The following is an 18,444-nucleotide window of genomic DNA, read 5'->3' as shown; positions in this document are numbered from 1 at the left end:
CGAGCATCACTGGATGGCGGTGCAGAACTGGATCAGAGCCCGCAATTCGGCCCGGCGCGGACACCCACGCGCGACGCGACAGGCTGTGGCGTCGCTCCGTCTAGACGTGCACGGAAGCGGTGTTCCCGCGATCCAACCCATTGATCAATGGCGGACTGATGTCTGCTGATGCAGGTTCGGTATCCAGTCGTGGACGAGGCGGGCGGCGTCGATCCCGGTGAGCGCAACAGGGGTATCGCCGAGGTGATGGGCGGTTAGCAGTGGGTCGGCCGAGACGGTCCGGGTGCTGGTGCCGAGCGCAGGGTGACCGGCCCCGGTGAGGGTATGTCCGTGGATGCGTACGGAGAACGGCGAGGCCGGCAGGTAGCGACCGGGGTCATCGTCGAGGCCGAGGTCGTGCAGCAGCGCCCTCGCGGCGTGGGCACCTTGGGCGGTGGAGTCGTCCCAGTGGTCGATCCGATAAGAGCTGTGACCGGGATAGTGGTGCACGGCGACACCGCCAGCGGCGTAGATGCGCTGCCGCGGGGCGTGTAAGGCGCGCAAGTGGCCGTCGACGGGAATGCCCTCTGGCCCGGTCCAGGGGGCGGGAGCGGCGGGCAGAGTGCCGTGGGCGAGGATCGCCAGGTCGCCTTCTACCCGGGTGCCGTCGTCGAGGACGACGGTGATGCGATTGGCGTGGGTGCGGATCGCGCGCGGCGTGCGTCCCAGGTAGGCGGCGTGCTGTGGCTGGTGGAGGTCGAGCAGGCGCCGCGCGGCGCCCTCGCCGATGGCGTTGGCGCCCGGCACGAGCGAGCGGGTGATCAAGGCGACGTCGTGACCCGAATCGGTGAGCAGGGAGGCGGTCTCTGATGCGACGAGTCCGCCGCCGAGCATCAGCACCCGTGCTGGACCCGTCGTCGCGAGCAGATCACGCACACGGACGGCATCCTCGATCGAGTGCAGGGTTGTCAGTCGGCCCGCGCTGACGGCCTGGTCCCTTCCGGCGATCGTCTCATCGAGGATGCGCGGCCGACTGCCCGTGGCGAAGATGAGCGCGTCATAGGCTCTGGTGTCGCCGGAGTCGAGGCGGACTTCCCGGGTTCGCGGGTCGATGCCGCGGACGGTATCGGCACACGTCTGGACGCCGGTCGCCGGCAGGGCGGTCTGGTCGGGTTCTAGCAGCCCGATGGCTACGCCTTTGTTGACCAGCATCCGGTTGTGCGGTCGCTCGCCGCTACGGGCAAAGAGTTCGACCTTGATGTCGGCATCGGAGGTGTGCAGGGTCTTCGCGGCGGAGGTTCCCGCCGCGCCCGCGCCGATGATTGCGATCGTCGGGTTGCTCATGGCGTTTCCTTCTTGGTCGCGGTGGCGGTGAAGGCCGGCAGCAGGATTGCGTCGATGAACCATGGCGCGTCGTCAGGGTCGAGGCGGCCGGATCGGACTTCCTCGGCCGCGCCGTTCATCACCACGTGCGTGGTGGTCAGCAGCCAGGTCACCGGTAGGTCGGCGCGGAACGCGCCCTCACGCTGACCTCGCAGCAGCAGGCCGCGCATACGGGTCTCAGCCTTCTCGTGGAGTTCGCGGATGCGGGCCGCAGGCAGCTCTTTCTGGGCGGCGGCCAGCAGGGCACGCGACTGATCGACCAGGACCCAGCTGGAGGCGACGAGCCGCCCGAGCGCATCGCGGGCATCTCCATCTAGGGGTACCTCACGCAACACCTCTTCGCCACGTTCGAGGCTGTCCACTAGGGCCGCCTCGATGAGTTCGGCACGTGTCTGGAAGTGCCCGTAGAGCGTCATTCGCCCCACGCCGGCCTCGGCGGCGATGTCGGCGACCGAAGCGTCGGGATTCTTGCGGATCGCGGTAACGGTAGCCGCCAGGATCTTGGTCCGGTTGCGCTGCGCGTCTGCCCGCTGATTGACCGCACGGCTACCCGTGGCAGATCCGCGTCCGCGACCGCCTGTCGCCGTGGCCTTCTTCGTCGGCATGCTCCACCTCACAACTCGTACTGGAATGTATGAGATAGTGTAGCCGTTACAACTCGTACCCGCATGATTGAGTTAGGAGTCGGAGATGACCACACGCACACAGCCCGACAGCACGACGTCGGCCTACCCGAGACGCTGGCTGGCGCTCGCCTTGCTGGGCACGGCCCAGTTCATGCTGATCCTCGACGTGACCGTCGTGGCGATCGCTCTGCCACAGATGGAGGCGGACCTGTCGCTCTCCCGCGAGGCGCTGACGTGGGTCGTCGCGGCATACACGGTCGCCTTCGGCGGCCTGATGCTGCTCGGTGGCCGCAGCGCGGACCTGTTCGGCGCCAAACCCATCGTTTACACTGGCCTGCTGGTCTTCGTTGCCGGTTCCCTGGCCGCCGGATTCGCTGACAGCGGAACCGTGCTGCTCGCTGGGCGCATAGCCCAGGGTGTCGGCGCGGCCATGCTTTCGCCGGCGGCGCTGTCCGTCGTCGTGCGCCTGTTCGAGGGTGACGAGCGCAACCGCGCTTTGGGCATCTGGTCCGCGCTCGGCGGTGGTGGAGCCGCCATCGGCGTGCTGCTGGGTGGACTTATCACCGCCGGACCCGGTTGGCCGTGGGTGTTCTTCATCAACGTTCCCATCGGCGCGATTGTCCTTATCGGCCTGCTGCGGGTGTTGCCGCCGCTGCCGCCGCAGCCCGGTGCCCGCGCACGGCTGGACGTCCCGGGGGCCATCCTCGTCACCGGCGCCACCGGCCTGGCGATCTACGCGCTGACTGTCGCCGGCGAGATTGGTTGGACGGCGCCGCGCACGCTCATCTTCGCGGGGATCGCGATCGCGCTCTACTTGCTGTTCGGCTGGTGGCAGAAGACCACGCGCTCGCCGCTGATGAACCTATCGCTGCTCGGCAGGCGGCCGGTGTTCTCTGGCGTGTTCGTGCTCGGGATCGCCACCGCGCTAATGGTCGCGGTGTTCTTCCTCGGCACCTTCTACTTCCAGCAATACGCCGGCTTTGGCCCGCTGGTAACCGGTCTACTGTTCCTGCCCGTCGCACTGGCGACGATGGCCGGTGCGCAGGTGGCAGGAAAGCTCGTTGGCAGGCTCGGCGCCCGCAAGCTCGGCGCAGTCGGCATGACTGTCGGAGCGATCGGTCTGCTTGTTCCCGCACTCTGGTCCACAACCTTGACCACGACCATCGGGATCAGCTTCGGCTCACTAGGCATCGGGATGCTGTTCGTCGTCGCCTCGGTCACCGCGCTTGGAAACGTCGCGCCGGAGGAGGCGGGTATTGCCTCGGGCCTGCTGAGCACCTTCCACGAGATCGGCGCTTCGGTCGGCGTCGCGACCGTCTCCAGCATCGCTGTGGTCAGCCTTACCGGGGGCGGTGACACCGGGTTCAAGCAGGCATTCCTTGCCGCCGCGATCGCCGCGGTCGCTGCCACCGTCATCGCCAGCATCGCGATCCCTGGGCGCTCCCAGAAGGCATGACCGGCATGCCGATTGCCCTATACCCCATAGGGGTATATGCTGACAGAAGTCATACAGGAGTGAAGGAGTTTCAATCATGAACACCACGACCGAGTACCAGGTGACCGGGATGAGTTGCGGACACTGCGAAACCGCGATCCGCACCGAGGTCTCCCATATCCCCGGCGTTAATGGCATCGAGGTCAGCGCGGCCACCGGTCGCCTGACTGTGACCGCTGAACAACCGGTCGAGGACGCCGCGGTGATCGCGGCGGTCGATGAGGCCGGCTACGCCGCCGCCAGGAGCTGACATGAAGGCACCTGTGCGACTGGGCCTGTACGGGCTGATCCTCGTGGCCGTGTTCGCCGTGGCGGGATTCACGGCGAACGCAGTCATCCCCGAGGAGACCGTGCAGAGCTGGGCACAAGAGACCGACGACAACATCCACCACGAGGAAGGAGACGACATGGACACCGCCGGTCACGAGGGCCACACAGCAGGCGCGGTCTCACTTGGCCTCGGCATCGCGCAGGACGGCTACCAGCTCACCGCCGTGAGCGCTCCCACCGAGACCGGTACAGAGGGCGAACTGTCTTTGACGGTGACCAGGCCGGACGGGAGCGCGGTAACGGACTTCGAGCCGGAGCACGAGAAGGAGCTGCACCTGATCGCCGTCCGCGCCGACGGCCAGCACTTTCAGCACGTCCACCCCGAGATGACCGACAACGGCACCTGGACGATCCCCTGGCAATGGGAAGCCGCCGGGACCTACCGGGTCTTCGCGGACTTCGTCCCCGCAGACACCGGCGAAGGCCTGACCTTGTCGACCTCGGTCCAGGTGGCCGGCGACTTCGAACCCGTACCGACCGAATCGGCCGCTACGACCACCGTCGATGGGTTCGACGTCACCGTCGAGGGAGACTTGACAGCAGGCTCGGCGTCGGAGCTGACCATGACTGTCACCCGTGACGGGGAACCGGTCACCGAGCTGGAGCCCTACCTGGGAGCGTTCGGTCACCTGGTCGCGTTGCGCGATGGGGACCTTGCCTACCTGCACGTCCACCCGCACGGAGAGGAGCCCCAGGCCGGGGAGACGTCCGGGCCGGGGATCGTGTTCGAGGCCACCGCACCCACGCCCGGCAGGTACCTGCTCTATCTCGACTTCCAGGTCGACGGCGAAGTCCACACCGCGCCGCTGGTGATCGATACCACCGGGATAGGCGATGGCCATGGCGATCGCTCCGAGGAGGGACACTCCGGCCAGGAGCCGAGGACCGGCGAGGATGAGGAAGGAGAAGGCCATGACCACTGAGAACACCAGTACCGGCATCGAGCTGCAGATCGGCGGCATGACCTGCGCCTCGTGCGCGAATCGGATCGAGAAGAAGCTCAACAAACTCGACGGCGTCACCGCCAGCGTGAACTACGCGACCGAGAAGGCCAGCGTCACCGGCCCTGAAGACCTCGATCCGACGCTGCTGATCGCGGAGGTCGAGAAGACCGGGTACACCGCCGCGCTCCCGACCACGGCCAAGGGCACCGGTGAGAACACGGACGAGTCGGCCGAGGACGCCGAGCTGCGTTCGCTGCGCCAGAGGCTCATCGGCTCTGCCGTCCTCGCGGTACCGGTGATCGCGATGGCGATGATCCCGGCCTTGCAGTTCGACTACTGGGGGTTCGCGTCGCTCGTGCTCGCCGCGCCGGTCGTGGTCTGGGCCGGGTGGCCCTTCCACAAGGCGGCGTGGATGAATCTGCGTCACGGGGCAGCGACGATGGACACCCTCATCTCGGTGGGCACGACCGCGGCGATGATCTGGTCGATCATCGCGCTGTTCTTTGGCACCGCCGGACAGCCGGGCGTCGTCCACCCATTCGAGCTGACCATCTCCCGCTCCGACGGGCTCGGTCACATCTACCTCGAGGTCGCCGCCGGGGTGATCACCTTCATCCTGCTGGGCCGCTACTTCGAGAAGCGCTCCAAGCGCCGCGCCGGGGCCGCCCTGCGCGCCCTACTCGAACTCGGCGTGAAGGAAGTCTCCCTCCTGCGCGACGGCAAGGAGGAGCGCGTCTCTATCGATGAGTTGGCGGTCGGTGATGAGTTCGTGGTCCGTCCTGGCGAGAAGATCGCCACCGACGGGGTCATCACCTCAGGCAACTCCGCGATCGACGCCTCGATGCTCACTGGCGAATCCGTGCCGGTCGAGGTTTCAAAGGGTGACAATGTCACCGGCGCGACTGTGAACGCCGGGGGCCGCCTAGTGGTGAAGGCCACTCGCGTGGGCTCGGACACGCAGTTGGCGCAGATGGCGAAGATGGTGGAGGACGCGCAGTCCGGCAAGGCCGAGATTCAGCGCCTCGCGGACCGTGTCTCTGGGGTCTTCGTGCCCATCGCCATCGCCATCGCCATCGCAGCCTTGGGGGCCTGGATCGGCGCCGGATTCCCGCTCAGTGCGGGGTTCACCGCCGCCGTGGCGGTGCTTATTATCGCCTGCCCCTGCGCGCTGGGCCTGGCGACTCCGACCGCGCTGCTGGTCGGTACCGGACGGGGCGCTCAAATGGGCGTGCTCATCAAGGGCCCCGAGACCCTCGAATCGACCCGCAAGGTCGACACGATCGTGCTGGACAAGACCGGCACCGTCACCACCGGGAAGATGACTCTCGCCGATGTCATCACCGCCGACGGCGTCGACCGGGCCGAGCTGTTGCGGCTGGCCGGCGGGCTGGAGGACTACTCCGAGCACCCCATCGCCCAAGCCATCGCAGCCAGCGCCACCAGCGAGGTCGGCGCCCTACCTGCACCGGAGTCCTTCGAGAACGTCGAGGGCAAGGGCGTGCAGGGCGTCATCGACGGCCACGCCGTGGTAGCGGGCCGTGAGTCGCTCCTGGCCGACTGGTCGATCCACTTGGACGAGCACCTGCGCTCGGCCAAGCAGGCCGCCGAGGCCGAGGGCAGGACCGCCATCGTGGTTGGCTGGGACGGTCAAGCCCGTGGGGTGCTTGTCGTCTCCGACCAGATCAAGCCCACCAGTGCTCAGGCCATCGCTCAGTTCAAGGAACTCGGTCTGTCACCGGTGCTGCTGACCGGTGACAACCAGGCCGTGGCCGAGCAGGTTGCCGCCGAGGTCGGCATCGACCAAGTCATCGCCGAGGTCCTACCCAAGGAGAAGGTCGACGTCGTCGCCCGCCTCCAAGGTGAAGGCAAGGTCGTGGCGATGGTGGGCGACGGCGTCAACGACGCCCCGGCATTGGCCCAGTCCGACCTCGGCCTGGCGATGGGCACGGGCACCGACGTCGCGATCGAGGCCGCCGACATCACCCTGGTCCGAGGCGACCTGCGAGCCGCAGCGGACGCGATCCGCCTTTCTCGGTCGACGCTGCGCACGATCAAGACCAACCTGTTCTGGGCCTTCGCCTACAACACCGCGGCAATTCCGCTGGCGGCCTTCGGACTACTCAACCCGATGCTCGCCGGAGCGGCGATGGCCCTGTCATCCGTGTTCGTCGTGAGCAACAGTCTGCGGCTGCGGACTTTCAAAGCCCGCGCGGACGACGACAACGCGCCGGCTCCTGCCGGCACGGCACCGGCCCGCGAGCCGGTGAACGCCTAAACCATTGTCATCGACACAACACGAGAGGAAACCCGATGACTGAACACGAGAACCTGAACCTGACCGATACCTCGCCTGGTGGTGGCTGCTGCGGCCACAAGCCCAGCGCCGACACCGTCGCACAGACCCCCGCCGAGGACATGCCCGAATGTCCGGTGATGGCCGGCACACCGGTCGTCAAGACCGACGCCGAGGCCGCCGGTCTCTACCGCGACTACAACGGTCAGCGGTACTGGCTGTGCTGCGCCTCGTGCGGTCCACTGTTCGACGCCGACCCCGACCGCTACGCCAGCGCCGTCTAACCGCAGGCACCCGGCCCCGCGCTCCCATCAGACACGTTCTGACGGGAGCGCGGGACCTTAGCCCTTGAACCCTCCTCCGGCCGGGACAACGAACGAAAGAGACGACCATGAGCCACGACCCCTCGACATCTTCACACCCGGCACCCGACCACGCCGACCACCACTCCCACGAGGAGCATGGCGAGGCATCGGGACACCACGATCACGAGGCGCACGCGAACCAAGGCACCCACGATCACGGGCACAGCGGCCATGCCGGTCACGGAGATCATGTCGGGCAGTTCCGACGCCTGTTCTGGGTCATGCTCGTCCTGGCCGTCCCGGTGGTCGGCTTCAACGACATGTTCGCCGACCTCATCGGCTACCAGCTGCCCGAGGCCGAATGGGTCTGGTGGGTCTCTCCGATCCTGGGAACCGTGATGTACGCCTGGGGCGGCTGGCCGTTCCTTACCGGCGCGATCTCGGAGATCCGCTCCCGCAAGCCCGGCATGATGCTGCTCATCGGCCTGGCCATCACCGTGGCTTTCGTCGCTTCCTGGGGTGCGAGCCTGCGGTTCCTGGACCATGAGCTGAACTTCTGGTGGGAACTGGCCCTGTTGGTGGTCATCATGCTGCTCGGCCACTGGATCGAAATGCGCTCCCTGGCCCAAACCACCTCCGCCTTGGACTCCTTGGCCGCTCTGCTACCCGACGAGGCTGAGAAGGTCGACGGCGATCAGGTCGTGAAGGTTGCCCCTGCCGACCTCTTGGTCGGTGACGTCGTCATCGTCCGTCCTGGCTCTTCGGTGCCCGCCGATGGAAAGATCGTCGACGGGTCGGCCTCCATGGACGAGTCGATGGTCACCGGAGAGTCGAAGACGGTACGTCGCGAGACCGGTGAGCAGGTTGTCGCCGGCACTGTCGCCACCGACTCCGGGCTGCGGGTCGAGGTTACTGCCACCGGTGACGACACCGCCCTGGCAGGCATCCAGAAGCTCGTCACCGACGCGCAGGCCTCGTCCTCCCGCGCACAGAGGATCGCCGACACCGCCGCCGCCTGGCTGTTCTGGTTCGCCCTCGGAGCCGCATTGATCACCGCGATCATCTGGTCGATGCTGGGCCTACCGGACTCCGCGGTGGTGCGCACCATCACCGTCCTGGTGATCGCCTGCCCGCACGCGCTGGGTCTGGCGATCCCGCTCGTGGTATCCATCGCCACCGAGCGTGCAGCCCGCGGCGGCGTGCTGATCAAGGACCGGCTTGCCCTGGAATCGATGCGCACCGTCGATGCCGTGCTGTTCGACAAGACCGGCACGCTGACCAAGGGTGAGCCCACCGTCACCGCCATCGAACCTGCCGGGAACCGCGGCGCCGAGGACGTGCTGGCACTGGCCGCGGCGGCGGAATCCGACAGCGAGCACCCCCTGGCCAAGGCCATCGTCGGCGCCGCCGGAACGCGTGAGCTGCAGGTCCCGAAGGCTCGGGACTTCTCCTCCTCCCCGGCGGTCGGGGTCAAGGCAACCGTCGATAGCTCGGTGGTCGAGGTCGGTGGCCCCTACCTGCTCGACCAGCACGGGCTGAACGAGCTGTCCATCGCCGACCAGTGGCGGGACGAAGGGGCGATCATCCTCCACGTCCTCGCCGACGGTGAGGTCATCGGGGCCCTACGGCTGGCCGATGAGATCCGCCCCGAATCCCGCGACGCCGTCGATGCCCTGCACGCTGCGGGCGCCCAGGTGGTCATGATCACCGGTGACGCCCAGGCAGTCGCGGACACGGTCGCGAAGGAACTCGGCATTGACCGGGTCTTCGCCGGAGTGCGTCCCGCGGACAAGGCTGCCAAGGTCGCCGAACTCCAGGACGAAGGCAGGAAGGTCGCCATGGTCGGCGACGGCGTCAACGATGCCCCTGCTCTCGCCCAGGCCGATGTCGGCATCGCCATCGGTGCCGGCACCGACGTCGCCATCGGCTCCGCCGGGGTCATCCTGGCTTCCTCCGACCCACGCTCAGTGCTCTCCGTCATCGATCTCTCCCGCGCTAGCTACCGGAAGATGAAGCAGAACCTGTGGTGGGCAGCCGGCTACAACCTGATCTCGGTACCCCTGGCCGCCGGCGTGCTCGCACCGATCGGGTTCGTGTTGCCGATGAGTATCGGCGCGATCCTGATGTCGGTCTCGACCGTCGTCGTCGCGCTCAACGCCCAGCTACTCCGCCGCCTCGACCTCACACCCGCGGCCAGCACGGCCAAGATCCTTGACCAGGCCCCGTCCGAATGAGCATCCATCTGCCGCCGCAGCGGACACCACTTGAACCAGGAGAAAGCACGATGGACACCATCACCACGCCACCAACCGAAGCCGGCCATGGATACATCAGTGACAAAGACCGCTACCTCGCCCGACTCAAGCGCATCGAGGGACAAGCCCGTGGCATCCACCGCATGATCGATGAGGACACCTACTGCATCGACATCCTCACCCAGATCAGCGCCGTCACCTCCGCTTTGGAGAACGTCGCCCTCGCCCTCTTGGACGACCACCTTAAGCACTGCGTCGTCCGGGCCGCCAAGGCCGGCGGCCCCGAAGCCGACGAGAAAATCAAGGAAGCCTCCGAGGCCATCACTCGCCTCGTGAAGTCCTGAGGAGGCAGTCTCATGGGGAGAACACATACAGTTCTGACCGCACTGGCCACGCTCGCCATGAACACACTGGTGCACGAGCCGCCGACGGCCACGGTCGCCGCCGCGTCTCGAAACGGCTGTGAAGCCATCTGTACACGAACGCGAACCGGGTGGGTCGTGGAGGTCTCGATCCGTTCCGCCAAAGCCTGCTGCCGACCATGAGCCCTGCCGCAGCGGATACGAGTCTGAGCAGCGAACACGCCTTCGCCGTCGCCGTATCCCACGGCAGGGCGTAGCTAACCCTTCGTCGCTGCGCGGTGGATCGAGATGGCGCTCTCCGATACACGCGGCGACAACGAGCGGTTCACCCCGATCATCGCGAGAACGCGATCCGTCCGACAGCCCATCGCCCCGATCGCCTACGACTGCGTGAAGCTCATCTTCGTCCGCCACGGGTCGGCGATCCTGCTCAGCGAGTTCGGCGAGAAGCACGTCCGTGTCGGTGATGCCATCGCGCTGGGAGCGAACACGCTGTGTGGGAGTGAACCCGAGGACCTAATCACCGTCACCACCCTCTATCTTGACCGCGACTTCGTGATCGATCAGGTGTTCTGGCAGTACGCCGCCGTGCTGTCCGATCGCCTCGATGCGCGAGACTTCGCCGACGATCTGTACTCCGAACCGGCACAGGTGCTTCGCCTGGGTGAGGATCGCGCCGGGATGCTGACGCCGTGGCTGGACGAGTTGGTCGCCCTCAGCATCGACGGGCCCTCCCCGCAACGTTTCTACCGCCTCCAAGCACTCCTGTTCGCGGTGCTCGACGTGATCATCCCCTACATCGCCACCACTCCGGTGAGGCAGACCCCGACACAGCGGAAGGCCACCGACCCTGGCACGCCCCGCCACCGCCACTTCACCCCGTTGAGGGCCGAGGCACGCGAGGCAGCGGAGCTTCTTCGCGAGGCGCCTGCTCAGCGGTGGACGCTTCCCGATCTCGCCGAGGCCGCGCATCTCTCGCCGTCCCAGCTCGGCCGGGTCTTCGTCGACGCTTACGGGAAAACGCCGATGACGTACTTGGCGACGCTGCGCGCCGAACGCCTGGCCCGGTTGCTGCGTGAGACCGATCTGCCGATCGAGGTGGCGATGCGTGAGGTCGGCTGGCACAGCCGGGGTCACGCCGCGCGGCTGTTCCGCCAGTGTGTCGGAGCGAGCCCGACGCGATACCGCCAGCTCGTCCGGCAGAAGGCACTGCCCTGACGGTTCGATACCGATATTCGCTTGTGCGATACGCGTATCCGCATCATTGCCCGATCCCGCGCCCTCGTCACCTGAAGGGCTGGTAGTCCGGTAGGACTCGTCGGGTTCACCCCGCGCACTGACGGTCACACGGTCGTTGTCCGTTTCTCGTCACTGGTGTTCCTGGCGCACCTGATGGTCACCGAGCCTGATCGGCCCGGTGCTCAGGGTATCGGGAGGAGACAGCGACGATGGCCACGACACGGGAGGAAGCCCAGGCCGCGCGGGAGGCGAGGCTCGATGAGTTGCATGAGCGGCTGACCGGTGCGGTCGAGCAGCTCGTCTCCGGCGACGACTGGGAGAGGGCGCTCGCGTTCGCCGCACGGTTCAGGGCGAGATCGTTCTCCAACACCCTGCTGATCTGGGCACAGCATGCCGCGGCTTACGAGGTGGGCCGGGTGCCGGAGCCAGTGCCGTCGCATGTGGCCGGGTATCGGCAGTGGCAGACTCTGGGCCGGCAGGTGCAGAAGGGCCAGGCGGGGTACATGATCCTCGCCCCGGTCACCGGCCGATTCGCCACCGCGACACCGTCCGATCCGGAGTCGTGGCGGCGGCTCGGCAAGGGCGAGAAGTCCCGCCCCGGTGAGGTCGTGCGCTCGAAAATGATTACCGCCAAGCCTGCCTACGTGTGGGACGCCTCCCAGACTGCCGGCGACCCGATCCCGGAACCGCCGGCACCGAAGCTGCTGGAAGGCGAAGCACCGGTCGGGTTGTGGAATGGTCTGGCCAAGTTGGTCGAGGAGCGCGGGTTCACCGTGCTGGCAGTGCCACACGAGGGCATGATCCACGGCGCCAACGGCATGACTGATTACACCGCGAAGACGGTCGCGGTCCGGGAGAACATGGACCCCGCCGCGCAGGTCAAGACGCTCGCCCACGAACTCGGGCACGTCCTGATGCACGGCCCCGACCAGGAGGACGCCCGCCAGCATCGCGGCATCGGGGAGGTGGAGGCCGAATCGGTGGCGCTGATGATCGGCGCCGCCCATCACATGGACACGACGGGGTACACGATTCCCTACGTGTCGACCTGGGCTGCGCGGGTGGGCGGCAAGGAACCGGTGGAGATCGTCAAGGCCACTGGCGAGCGGGTCCGCAAGATCGCGCTGACGATCCTCGATCAGCTCGACACCGCCCAGGTCGGTGACGGCACTCCACCGGGTCTCGACCGTGAGACGCCGCACCGCAACCAGCTATCCCATGAACGCTCCGCACCCGAACGTGCAGCGTCGGGCAGGCAGGTCGAGCCCGTGCCCGAAATGGGTCCCCGCCCTGCGGCCAGCGCGGCCGTGATGCAGGGACGGGATCTGTGATGGCCGCTACGGACGCGCTCGCGGGTGTGTTGTCGCAGAGGACCGGGCCATGGCCGGTCTCCGCCGCAGCACGAGAACTCGCCACCGCAGGCGTGCCGGTGTTCCCGTGCGTGCCGGGCGGGAAGCGCCCGCTCACCGAGCACGGCTTCCACGACGCCACCACCGACCCTGGCCAGGTGGAGGCCTGGTGGCGGGCGCACCCGGATGCGAACCTCGCTGTCCCCACCGGCGCCGCCTCCGGGATGGTGGTGGTGGACGTCGATGTCCACGGCCCCGTCAACGGATTCGCCTCCTTCGGGCGCGCCCACCGTGCCGGCCTCGTGTCGAGGTGGGCGTTCCTCGTGTCCACACCGTCGGGTGGGATGCACGTCTACTACCCGGCGACACCGGAGCGGGCGCAGCGGTCCTGGCAGGCCGCGCGCGCCGGTGTGGATTTCCGTGGCGACGGCGGCTACATCCTCCTCCCACCCTCGATGGTGTCCACCAACGGTGCCGCTGTCGGCTACCAGGTGCGGCAGGTCAATACCGGCTCCTCGGCGAGGCTGGATTCGGACCGGTTGCGGGACTTCCTCGACCCGCGCCCGACGGCCCCGCCCAGTACGGGCGACGATGTGGAGCGGTCGGTGGATGTGTCGCGGTTGGCGGCCTGGGTCGCTGCCCGCGTCGAAGGGGAACGGAACCGGGGCCTGTTCTGGGCCGCCTGCCGACTGGCCGAGAACGGTGTCCCCGCCCCCGATGCACTCGATGTGCTCGCGGCCGCGGCCTCGGAAGCGGGGTTGGGCGAGCGGGAGATCACGACGACCGTCCGCTCGGCCTATCGCACCACCCAACCTCAAGCCCGCCCTTCATCGCCGGTGCAGGGCTCGGCGCGAGCCGCGGACGGGTGGTTTGCCCGCGAGGCGACCGTGCGTCCATCCGCTCCGGGACGACGGCTGTCATGACCGTCCCGACAGGCCCGGCGAGTCGACGGTGGGCGGTGGTCACGGCGGTGGCCGGGACGGTGTTCATCGCTGGCGGCGCGTTCTGGCTGTCGTTCACGGCGTTGGCGGACCTGGCCGCCCGCTCTGGGGTCGGTGGCTCGCAGGCGTGGGCGTGGCCGCTGATCGTCGACGGCATCATCGTCGTGGCCACCGTCGCCGTCGTCGCCCTGGCCGGCCAGCGGTCGGCGTGGTATCCGTGGGCGCTGCTGCTCGGCGGCGCAGCCGTGTCGGTGACCGCCAACGCGATCCACGCCGTGGTGGCTGCCGATGCGGACGTGCCCGGGGTGCTGGCGGCTGCGGTGGCGGCGGTGCCGCCAGTGGTGCTGCTGGCCATCACCCACCTGACCGTCATCCTCACCCGACCGCAACGCACCGCCGAAGTCCCCGCATCCACCGACGAGTCCGCGATCGAGGCCGCTGCGATCGAGGAGTCCGGCCCGGACGCAGCGTGGGACCCGGTATCGGCGGCGACCCGGCAGGAGAACGACCCCGTCACAGCTTCCGGCATGAGGCAGGCATCAGCGGACCGGCGCGCTGACCCGCAGGTCGAAGCCGCGGCGGATTCCGTCGATCGGCGTGCGCGGGCGGCGACGCTGCGCGGGCAGGGATGGTCGAACAAGAAGATTGCCCGGGAACTGGGCGTGCACCCGTCCACGGTAGGCCGGTGGTTCACCAGCGCGCACCTTCCCGACACCACCGAACACGTCGATGCCGAGGAGGCGAAGGACGTATGAACCCCGATCACGACCACCAGCAGCAGGAACCTCGCCGGCGACCGCCCGTGCCGGAGACCGGCCACCCGCCGTCGACGCCGGCCGAGAAAGTCGAGACACCGCCGGTCGAGAAGACGGAGACACCAGAGGCAGTGCAAGCGGCGAGGACCGCTGGTCTCCGGGGCACCAGTCGTGAGCGGCTCGCGCAGGATGCGGGCCTGCGTGCGCGGGGGGTGGAGTGGGTGCGGCCTACGGACCTGCTTGCCCGCCACGGTGCGGCGCTGGCGGGGCGGGGCATCGACTTCGAGGTCGAGTTGGCTCGCCGCACCCGCGCCGCCACGAACACCGGTGTGCGAGGGGTCGGGAATCGGGCGCGCCGGTTGCCGCCGCTCTCGGCCTTCGGTCGCAGCAGGACAACCAAGTCCGTTCCGTCGCGGTCACCGGTCGGATGAGCTGAGCAGGTGAGAGGTCATGAGCACCACCCGGGCAGGCAGCATGGACGTCGTCGTTGGGGACGGCGTGCGCACCTGCCTGTCAGGAGGTGCCCCCACCATGACCGAGAACACCCACACCACCAATCGCCAGAGACCCGAGAACGGCGAGGATTTCAGGAGCAGCGAAGGTCTATGCGCGCTGCTAACTCGCCTCCACGACGCCGGGCCGGGTGCGTGGGAGCACGACCCCACCGCCGCGGCACTGATGACCCACGCGGCGGAGAAGTACGCGCCCCTAGCTCATAAGCACGGCCTGGACCCCTGGGAGGCCGCCAGCGCGGCATTCGACGTGATGCGCACCACAGCGGCCCGGGAGGCGAATGATCCATGGGCAGTGGTCACCCACGCGGTGCGGATCACCTGCATCTTCGAAGAACGCGCCCAAGGACTCCTGTGCTCGGTCCACCAGGCACGCCGCCCACACATCTCAGCGTTCCACGACCCCGAACGCTTCTCCGACCGGGAGAACCCGCTGGCCGACTACCACCCCGCATTCCAGATCACCGACCACACCCCGGTCACGGATGAGGAGAACGACGGCACGCCAGCGTCGTCACGGGCGCGCACGTCGGCGGGCTCCACGGTTGAGGACGCGATCGCGTTGTTCACGCTGCTGGACTGGCCGCCAGCCACGGCGCGCGCCGGGATCGAGCACGTATGCGGGGTGCTGACCAAGGCCGGCACCCGCCAGGCCACCTACGAGGCGCTGCGCCGCGACAAGCACGCCCGCGCCCTGCTCGACATCCCCGGCCATTCCTGGACGGCGCTGTTGAAGGCGCTGCTGGGTAACCCCCACCCCGCCTACGCTGCCACGACCGCCGGGCGGGGCGTCCTGTTGCGGCTGCTGATCGGCGAGAGCCTGCCGGTGCTGCTGCGCGACGACGATCTCGTGCTCACCGTCTCCCTGGCCGCACCCGCTCACCGTAACCGGCATCCCCGTGGGGGCGGGTCGCGATGAGCGCGCCGGCGGGGTTCATCGAGCTGGAACGCACCGCTGCCTCGATCCAGGTCGGGCGCAGACACCGCACCGAGCTGGGCGACATCGACGAACTGGCTGCCTCCATCGACCGCGACGGCCTCCTCCAACCCATCACCATCACCCCCGCCGGCGTGCTCGTGTGCGGGGCCAGGAGGCTGACCGCGATCAGACAGCTCGGCTGGAAGACCGTCAACGTGTGGGTCCGCTCGGGCATCTCCGACCGGCTCGGGCACCTCTTGGCTGAGCAGGACGACAACGTCCTGCACAAGCCCCTGACCCAGACGGAGGCCGCCGCCCTGTACCGGGAGCTGAAGGTGCTGATGGCCGAGGACGTTACCCACCGGCAGGCTTCGGCCCGGTTCAGCACGGAGAACCAACCGGGAAGTGACGGTGGTGCACATTTTGCACCACCGTCAAGCGGCGCACCCGGGAAGAGCCGTGAGCAGGCGGCGGCGATGATTCCCGGCGGTGCGTCCCACACCACGCTGGAGAAGATCGGCTACCTCCAGAAGCTCGCCGCCGACCCCGCCCAGCCCGCCGACTTACGCGAACAGGTGAGCGCTGAGCTGGAGCGCATCGACGGCGGCAACCCGGTGCATCCGATCTACGATGCTGTCCGCACCGCCGTCGAGACCGCTCAAGAGCATCGCGAAGCCGACCTGCACCAGCTCGCCACCGACGCACTCGCTCGCGCCAAGAACGCGAAAGCAAAGAAGCGCACACCCCGGCCCGTCCCAGCAGCCGCTGACGATGGCGAGCCGGCGCGGTACCCGGTGCGGGCGTTCGTGCTGACCTGGACCGAACTGACCGACTGGTGGACGCACTACGACATCGACCTGCTCGCCGCCGAACTCACCGACGAGCAGATCGAGTCCTTCCTGACCACCGTCGAGGGCACCAGCAGATTCGCCGAGCAACTGCGCACCGCCGTCGACCGCCGGGCAGGCCACGAGAACCCGCCCGCACGGGGACACCTGCGCGCCCTCTGAGCACTCGGACGACTGCGGGTGCTCGTGGTGCACCTACCGGGCATGAAGACTCCCGACCTGTCTGCCCCGCGTTCGCGTCAGCGGCTGATCGCCGCACTCGCCGCACTCGTAGCGGTCCTGGTGCTGGCCGGGGTCGGCGTCTACGGCCTCCTCACCGGACCACCCACTGCCAACGAGGACGCCAACCGCGGCTCCGGGCCTGGACCGGCTGTGACCGCCCCCGGCGATCCGGCCCCGACCGCGACACCGCGTCTGCCGAGCGTGCCGGCCTCGGCCGATCCGGAGACCTTCGCCCGCAACGTCGCGACGGCGCTGTTCGCCTGGGACACGGCCAGCGGGTTCATGCCCCTGGACTACACCTCGGTCGTCCTCGCCGTCGGCGACCCCTCGGGTGCCGAGCAGGCCGGGCTCGCCTCCGACATCTCCACCTACCTGCCGAACCGGGACGCCTGGATCGAGCTGCGCCACTACGCCACCGCCCAGCACCTGACCATCGACGAGGTGTTCGTCCCCGACGCGTGGGATGCGGCCCTCGAACAGGCACAACCCGGGCAGCTCGCCGAGGGCACCATCGCCTACACGATCGAGGGCACCCGCCACCGCACCGGCCTCTGGAACGACGAAGACGTCACCTCCGAGCATCCGGTGGCGTTCACCGTGTTCCTCGTCTGCGGCCCGACCTACGACACCTGCCACCTGCTGCGGCTGTCCCAGCTCGACAACCCCCTCCGATAGGCCGGAGGTGCGCTCATGGTGAAGAAACTCGCCCTCGCCGCCCTCGCGCTGGTGTTCCTGGCGCCGTCGCTGGTGTTGGTCGGGGTCGGGGTGGTGATGAACCCTGCCGCCTCAGCCTCCTGCACCGTGGCCGGCACAAGCGTCACGGTCCCCGACGTCCCCGACGAGCTGGAAGTCACCACCGCCAACGGCGAGACCTTGACCCTGAACCGGCAGCAGCTCACGCATGCGGCGACGATCATCGAGACCGGCACGAGCATCGACGGGGTGACCCGGGACGGGCTGGTGATTGCGCTGATGGCGGCGCTGACCGAATCCACCCTGCGGATGCTGTCCAACACGAGCGTCTATCCGGAGTCGGCGGACTATCCCAACGACGGCGACGGCTCCGACCACGACTCCCTCGGGTTGTTCCAGATGCGCCCGCAGTCCGGGTGGGGCACCGTCGCTGAGCTGATGGACCCGACGTATCAGGCGCAGGCGTTCTTCGGCGGACCCACCGGCCCCAACCACCCCTCACCCCGGGGCCTGCTGGACATTCCCGGCTGGGAGCAGATGGACAAGGGCGAGGCCGCCCAAGCCGTCGAGGTGTCCGCCTACCCCGAGCGGTACCGCAACTACGAGCCCGTCACCGAGACCATCCTGACCACCCTCACCGGCACCACCACGACAGCCAGCGCGGGCGCGTCGGCCGGCGGCACCACAGTCCCGGCCGCGCAGACTGTTGCTGCGGAGTCCTCGCGGGTGGTGTTCCCGGTGCCCGCGGACACCTGGGTGCTGACCAGCGAATACGGGCCGAGGGTGCATCCGATCTCCGGGGAGAACTCGTTTCATACCGGCACCGACTTCGCCGCCCCGGACGGCACCCCGATCCTCGCTGTTGCCGACGGCACCGTCACCGTCGCCGAGTTCTCCGGCGGCTACGGCGGGCTCATCGTCATCGAACACACCCTCAACGGGCAGACCGTCGCGACCGCGTACGGGCACATGTGGGAGACCGGCATCCACGTCC

At 68.2% G+C, this 18,444-nt stretch carries 17 protein-coding genes; 15 read left to right on the top strand and 2 right to left on the bottom strand.

Going from position 1 to position 18,444, the window contains the following annotated elements:
- Positions 1–144 precede the first annotated feature (144 nt).
- Together ODE13_RS14965 and ODE13_RS14960 are read right to left on the bottom strand one after the other, a co-directional pair.
- On the bottom strand, positions 145–1,323 hold the full coding sequence (locus ODE13_RS14965; protein ID WP_322479985.1) for an FAD-dependent oxidoreductase: 1,179 nt from the start codon (positions 1,321–1,323) through the stop codon (positions 145–147).
- Positions 1,320–1,967: a TetR/AcrR family transcriptional regulator gene (locus ODE13_RS14960; RefSeq protein WP_322479984.1), complete on the bottom strand. Its 648-nt coding sequence runs from the start codon at positions 1,965–1,967 to the stop codon at positions 1,320–1,322. The genes ODE13_RS14965 and ODE13_RS14960 overlap by 4 nt, the downstream gene beginning before the upstream one ends.
- Before the next feature lie 85 nt (positions 1,968–2,052).
- Here ODE13_RS14960 and ODE13_RS14955 point away from each other — a divergent pair, with 85 nt between their 5' ends.
- The 15 genes from ODE13_RS14955 to ODE13_RS14885 form a co-directional block, all read left to right on the top strand.
- Positions 2,053–3,444, top strand: coding sequence for an MFS transporter (locus ODE13_RS14955; RefSeq protein WP_322479983.1), 1,392 nt, complete (start codon positions 2,053–2,055; stop codon positions 3,442–3,444).
- A gap of 76 nt (positions 3,445–3,520) precedes the next feature.
- Entirely contained in the window at positions 3,521–3,733 is a 213-nt protein-coding gene (locus ODE13_RS14950; RefSeq protein ID WP_322479982.1) for a heavy metal-associated domain-containing protein, read from the top strand.
- A gap of 1 nt (position 3,734) precedes the next feature.
- Positions 3,735–4,736: a heavy-metal-associated domain-containing protein gene (locus ODE13_RS14945; protein WP_322479981.1), complete on the top strand. Its 1,002-nt coding sequence runs from the start codon at positions 3,735–3,737 to the stop codon at positions 4,734–4,736.
- The gene (locus ODE13_RS14940) at positions 4,726–7,032 is read left to right on the top strand and encodes a heavy metal translocating P-type ATPase (RefSeq protein WP_322479980.1); all 2,307 of its coding nucleotides are present in this window, start codon (positions 4,726–4,728) and stop codon (positions 7,030–7,032) included. The genes ODE13_RS14945 and ODE13_RS14940 overlap by 11 nt, the downstream gene beginning before the upstream one ends.
- Before the next feature lie 35 nt (positions 7,033–7,067).
- Positions 7,068–7,334, top strand: coding sequence for a hypothetical protein (locus ODE13_RS14935; RefSeq protein WP_322479979.1), 267 nt, complete (start codon positions 7,068–7,070; stop codon positions 7,332–7,334).
- 107 nt (positions 7,335–7,441) lie between these two features.
- A complete protein-coding gene (locus ODE13_RS14930; protein ID WP_322479978.1) occupies positions 7,442–9,589 on the top strand; it encodes a heavy metal translocating P-type ATPase in 2,148 nt (715 codons plus the stop codon).
- Positions 9,590–9,639: 50 nt separating this feature from the next.
- Positions 9,640–9,954 (top strand): metal-sensitive transcriptional regulator, encoded by a 315-nt coding sequence (locus ODE13_RS14925; protein ID WP_322479977.1) that lies wholly within the window; start codon positions 9,640–9,642, stop codon positions 9,952–9,954.
- A 306-nt stretch (positions 9,955–10,260) separates the two neighbouring features.
- Positions 10,261–11,190 (top strand): helix-turn-helix transcriptional regulator, encoded by a 930-nt coding sequence (locus ODE13_RS14920; RefSeq protein ID WP_322479976.1) that lies wholly within the window; start codon positions 10,261–10,263, stop codon positions 11,188–11,190.
- 230 nt (positions 11,191–11,420) lie between these two features.
- Positions 11,421–12,542, top strand: a complete 1,122-nt coding sequence (locus ODE13_RS14915; protein WP_322479975.1) for an ArdC-like ssDNA-binding domain-containing protein — start codon at positions 11,421–11,423, stop codon at positions 12,540–12,542.
- The gene (locus ODE13_RS14910; RefSeq protein ID WP_322479974.1) at positions 12,539–13,483 is read left to right on the top strand and encodes a bifunctional DNA primase/polymerase; all 945 of its coding nucleotides are present in this window, start codon (positions 12,539–12,541) and stop codon (positions 13,481–13,483) included. Before ODE13_RS14915 ends, ODE13_RS14910 begins: the two co-directional genes overlap by 4 nt.
- On the top strand, positions 13,480–14,256 hold the full coding sequence (locus ODE13_RS14905) for a DUF2637 domain-containing protein (RefSeq protein WP_416210725.1): 777 nt from the start codon (positions 13,480–13,482) through the stop codon (positions 14,254–14,256). The genes ODE13_RS14910 and ODE13_RS14905 overlap by 4 nt, the downstream gene beginning before the upstream one ends.
- Positions 14,257–14,787: 531 nt before the next feature.
- Entirely contained in the window at positions 14,788–15,687 is a 900-nt protein-coding gene (locus ODE13_RS14900; RefSeq protein ID WP_322480054.1) for a hypothetical protein, read from the top strand.
- Positions 15,684–16,697, top strand: coding sequence for a ParB N-terminal domain-containing protein (locus tag ODE13_RS14895; protein WP_322479972.1), 1,014 nt, complete (start codon positions 15,684–15,686; stop codon positions 16,695–16,697). The genes ODE13_RS14900 and ODE13_RS14895 overlap by 4 nt, the downstream gene beginning before the upstream one ends.
- A 42-nt stretch (positions 16,698–16,739) precedes the next feature.
- Positions 16,740–17,432: a hypothetical protein gene (locus ODE13_RS14890; protein ID WP_322479971.1), complete on the top strand. Its 693-nt coding sequence runs from the start codon at positions 16,740–16,742 to the stop codon at positions 17,430–17,432.
- Positions 17,433–17,447: 15 nt separating this feature from the next.
- Positions 17,448–18,444, top strand: a 997-nt coding sequence (locus ODE13_RS14885) for a M23 family metallopeptidase (RefSeq protein ID WP_322479970.1), incomplete at its 3' end; no start/stop codon positions are given.

Source organism: Nesterenkonia sp. HG001 (genome assembly GCF_034438835.1).
In the GTDB taxonomy this organism is placed as follows: Bacteria; Actinomycetota; Actinomycetes; order Actinomycetales; family Micrococcaceae; genus Nesterenkonia; species Nesterenkonia xinjiangensis.
Note: the sequence above shows the minus strand (reverse complement) of the source record. Positions and strands in the feature narration are given on the sequence as shown.

What these genes read in the sequence shown, in the direction of transcription:
- ODE13_RS14965 (WP_322479985.1), bottom strand. Translation starts at nt 1,323, where the DNA reads ATGAGCAACCCGACGATCGCAATCATCGGCGCGGGCGCGGCGGGAACC.
- ODE13_RS14960 (WP_322479984.1), bottom strand. Translation starts at nt 1,967, where the DNA reads ATGCCGACGAAGAAGGCCACGGCGACAGGCGGTCGCGGACGCGGATCT.
- ODE13_RS14955 (WP_322479983.1), top strand. Translation starts at nt 2,053, where the DNA reads ATGACCACACGCACACAGCCCGACAGCACGACGTCGGCCTACCCGAGA.
- ODE13_RS14950 (WP_322479982.1), top strand. Translation starts at nt 3,521, where the DNA reads ATGAACACCACGACCGAGTACCAGGTGACCGGGATGAGTTGCGGACAC.
- ODE13_RS14945 (WP_322479981.1), top strand. Translation starts at nt 3,735, where the DNA reads ATGAAGGCACCTGTGCGACTGGGCCTGTACGGGCTGATCCTCGTGGCC.
- ODE13_RS14940 (WP_322479980.1), top strand. Translation starts at nt 4,726, where the DNA reads ATGACCACTGAGAACACCAGTACCGGCATCGAGCTGCAGATCGGCGGC.
- ODE13_RS14935 (WP_322479979.1), top strand. Translation starts at nt 7,068, where the DNA reads ATGACTGAACACGAGAACCTGAACCTGACCGATACCTCGCCTGGTGGT.
- ODE13_RS14930 (WP_322479978.1), top strand. Translation starts at nt 7,442, where the DNA reads ATGAGCCACGACCCCTCGACATCTTCACACCCGGCACCCGACCACGCC.
- ODE13_RS14925 (WP_322479977.1), top strand. Translation starts at nt 9,640, where the DNA reads ATGGACACCATCACCACGCCACCAACCGAAGCCGGCCATGGATACATC.
- ODE13_RS14920 (WP_322479976.1), top strand. Translation starts at nt 10,261, where the DNA reads ATGGCGCTCTCCGATACACGCGGCGACAACGAGCGGTTCACCCCGATC.
- ODE13_RS14915 (WP_322479975.1), top strand. Translation starts at nt 11,421, where the DNA reads ATGGCCACGACACGGGAGGAAGCCCAGGCCGCGCGGGAGGCGAGGCTC.
- ODE13_RS14905 (WP_416210725.1), top strand. Translation starts at nt 13,480, where the DNA reads ATGACCGTCCCGACAGGCCCGGCGAGTCGACGGTGGGCGGTGGTCACG.
- ODE13_RS14900 (WP_322480054.1), top strand. Translation starts at nt 14,788, where the DNA reads ATGACCGAGAACACCCACACCACCAATCGCCAGAGACCCGAGAACGGC.
- ODE13_RS14895 (WP_322479972.1), top strand. Translation starts at nt 15,684, where the DNA reads ATGAGCGCGCCGGCGGGGTTCATCGAGCTGGAACGCACCGCTGCCTCG.
- ODE13_RS14890 (WP_322479971.1), top strand. Translation starts at nt 16,740, where the DNA reads ATGAAGACTCCCGACCTGTCTGCCCCGCGTTCGCGTCAGCGGCTGATC.